The organism is Kitasatospora putterlickiae, assembly GCF_039527695.1.
Taxonomy (GTDB): domain Bacteria; phylum Actinomycetota; class Actinomycetes; order Streptomycetales; family Streptomycetaceae; genus Kitasatospora; species Kitasatospora putterlickiae.
Map to the genome: position 1 here is coordinate 6,290 of NZ_BAAAKJ010000219.1, position 3,153 is coordinate 9,442.

Sequence of the window (3,153 nt, forward strand, 5' to 3'; positions counted from 1 at the left end):
TGTGGACCGACGAGGTGCCGCGCGGCGCCACCGGGCTGCTGTTCGCCAACGAGTGGCTGGACAACGTGCCGCTGGACACCGGCGAGGTCGGCGAGGACGGGGTGCTGCGCTACCTGGAGGTGGACACCGGAACCGGCGAGGAGCGGCTCGGCGCCCCGGTCGACGCCGCCGACGCCGCCTGGGCCGCCCGCTGGTGGCCGGCCGAACACCCCGGGGACTTCGCCGAGTTCGGCACCCCCCGGGACGCCGCCTGGGCGCACGCGGTGGCCGGTCTGGAGCGCGGCCTCGCCGTCGCCGCCGACTACGGGCACACCGCCGCCGGCCGTCCGCCGTTCCCCACCCGCACCGGCTTCCGGGCTGGCCGCGAGGTGGCCCCGGTGCCGGACGGCTCCTGCGACGTCACCGCGCACGTCGCGCTGGACGCCGTCGCCGTCCCCGGTCTCCACAGCCTGTGGACGACGCAGCGGGAGGCGCTGCGGGCGCTCGGCGTCAGCGGCGCCCGGCCCGCGCTCGCCCTCGCGTCCACCGACCCGGCCGGCTACCTGCGGGCCCTCGGCGGGGCCGGCGAGGGCGCGGAGCTCACCGACCCGGCCGGGCTCGGCGCGTTCGGCTGGCTGGCGCAGACCGTCCGCATGCCGGTACCGCCGAGTCTGGAGGCGCTGCCGGGATGGCAGACTCTCACCCCATGAGGGAGACCACGGTCGGCATCGGGGCGGGAGCCGAGAACTTCACGGGCGAGGCGGGCGCCACCGACATGGTGCTCAACATCGGCCCGCAGCACCCGGCCACCCACGGAGTGCTGCGCCTGCGGCTGGTGCTGGACGGCGAGCGCATCGTCAGCGCCGAGCCGGTGATCGGCTACATGCACCGGGGCGCCGAGAAGCTCTTCGAGGCCCGGGACTACCGGCAGATCATCATGCTGGCCAACCGGCACGACTGGCTCTCGGCCTTCTCCAACGAGCTGGGCGTGGTGCTCGGCGTCGAGCGGATGCTCGGCATGGAGGTGCCCGAGCGCGCGGTGTGGATCCGCACCCTGCTCGCCGAGCTGAACCGCGTCCTCAACCACCTGATGTTCCTCGGCTCCTACCCGCTGGAGCTGGGCGGGATCACCCCGATCTTCCACGCCTTCTCCGGCCGCGAGGACCTCCAGCACGTGCTGGAGGAGGCCTCCGGCGGCCGGATGCACTACATGTTCAACCGGGTCGGCGGCCTGAAGGAGGACCTCCCGGCCGGCTGGCTCGGCCGGGTCCGCGCCGCCGTCGCCGTGGTCCGCTCCCAGCTGCCCGTCTTCGAGGAACTGGTGCTGGGCAACGAGATCTTCCGGGCCCGCACCGCCGGGGTCGGCGTCCTCACCAGGGCGCAGGCCGAGGCGTACGGCGTCAGCGGCCCGATCGCGCGGGCCAGCGGCCTGGACCTCGACCTGCGCCGCGACGAGCCCTACCTCGCGTACGGCAGCGAGGAGCTGCGCCGGGTGCTGACCGTGGTCACCCGCGAGGAGGGCGACTGCCTGGCCCGCTTCGAGTGCCTGCTGGAGCAGACGGTCAACTCGCTGGACCTCGCCGACGCCTGCCTGGACACGCTGGCCGGGCTCGCCCCCGGGCCGGTCAACCTGCGGTTGCCCAAGGTGCTCAAGGCCCCCGAGGGCAGCACCTACGCCTGGACGGAGAACCCGCTCGGCGTCAACGGCTACTACCTGGTGTCGCGCGGCGACAAGACGCCGTGGCGGCTCAAGCTGCGCTCGGCGTCGTTCAACAACATCCAGGCGCTCACCGAGCTGCTGCCGGGGACGCTGGTGGCGGACATGGTGGCGATCCTCGGGTCGATGTTCTTCGTCGTCGGCGACATCGACAAGTGAGGCCCGCGGGCGGATGAGGGGGCGGGCGGGCCGCCCCCTCGGCGCTACGTGGTCTTCGGCTTCCTCTTCGCCGGGTCGGCCGGGTGCGGGGCCACCTTCCGGTCGCCCTTGGTGGCGATCCGCTCCTCGCACAGCCCGGCCAGCACCCGGTACGCGGCCCGGCCCATCAGCTCGGTGAGCTCCGGGCGGTAGCTGACGTAGACCGGGTCGGCGCCCTGGTGGGCGTCCGGGCTTCCGGTGCACCACCAGTGCAGGTCGTGGCCGCCCGGGCCCCAGCCGCGCCGGTCGTACTCGCCGATGGTGACCTGGAGGTAGCGGGTGTCGTCCGGGCGGTCGATCCAGTCGTAGGTGCGGCGCACCGGCAGCTGCCAGCAGACGTCCGGCTTGGTCTCCAGCGGCTCGCGGCCCTCCTTGAGCGCGAGCGCGTGCAGGGCGCAGCCCGCGCCGCCGGCGAAACCGGGGCTGTTCACGAAGACGCAGGCGCCGTTGACCCGCCGGGTCTGGCGGTCGCCGTCCTCGTCGAACATGGTGATGCCGCCGTCGGTCCTGATCCGGCCCTTGGCGTCGGTGCCGTGCGCGTGGTTCTCCCAGATCTCCGGGGTCAGCCGGGCCGCGTGGCCGGTGACGCGCTTCTCGTCGTCCTCGTCCGAGTAGTGCGCGCCCAGCGTGCAGCAGCCGTCGGACTCGCCGCGGCCCTCGCGGATGCCCTGGCAGCCCTGGCCGAAGATGCACGACCAGCGGGAGGTCAGCCAGGTCAGGTCGCAGCGGAAGACCTGCTCCTCGTCGTCCGGGTCGGTGAACTCGACCCAGGCGCGCGGGAAGTCGAGCGGGACCTCCGGGCGGAGCTCGGTGCGGAGGACCGGCATCGCGAGGTCGACGGCGGTCGGGCCGCCGGCCTTCGGCTTGGCCTTCTTCCCCTTGGAGGTGCCACTGGTGTGCTGGGACGTGTCTGCTGCTGCCACCCGGCAAGGGTAGAGCCTTCGCGAGGCTTCGAACCGTCCGTGGCCACGGGGTTTACGGTGAGTTCACCGCGCGGCGGCCGGCCGTCGGGGCGTTCCGGCCGGTCGGCGGGGTGTGCGGGGCCGCCGTGAAGGGCGGGTGGAGGGGTCGTCGGCGGGCGCCGTACGGGGGCCGCGGCGGGCCTAGGATGGCGGCCGGTCCAGCGCACGGGGAGGTACGGGGATGGCCGGCGGCGGCAGCGAGTTCGTCATCAAGCCGTGGGAACTGCACGGCGAAGGACGGGAGTTCGAGAAGATCTCGGCGGACTTCGGGAAGGCCGCCGGCGCCCTGGAACAGCG

Annotated in this window: 3 protein-coding genes; 2 read left to right on the top strand and 1 reads right to left on the bottom strand. The window is 73.9% G+C overall.

The window, feature by feature from the left end:
• Both ABD308_RS21980 and ABD308_RS21985 read left to right on the top strand, forming a co-directional pair.
• A partial coding sequence (locus ABD308_RS21980) for an SAM-dependent methyltransferase (RefSeq protein WP_344337826.1) occupies window positions 1–689 on the top strand: 689 nt, incomplete at its 5' end.
• Complete coding sequence (locus tag ABD308_RS21985) at window positions 686–1,855, top strand: NADH-quinone oxidoreductase subunit D (RefSeq protein WP_344337827.1); 1,170 nt, start codon at window positions 686–688, stop codon at window positions 1,853–1,855. The genes ABD308_RS21980 and ABD308_RS21985, both read left to right, overlap by 4 nt.
• 44 nt (window positions 1,856–1,899) lie before the next feature.
• Here ABD308_RS21985 and ABD308_RS21990 read toward each other — a convergent pair whose 3' ends face one another.
• A complete protein-coding gene (locus ABD308_RS21990; protein ID WP_425554828.1) occupies window positions 1,900–2,817 on the bottom strand; it encodes a DUF3109 family protein in 918 nt (305 codons plus the stop codon).
• Between the last annotated feature and the right edge of the window lie 336 nt (window positions 2,818–3,153).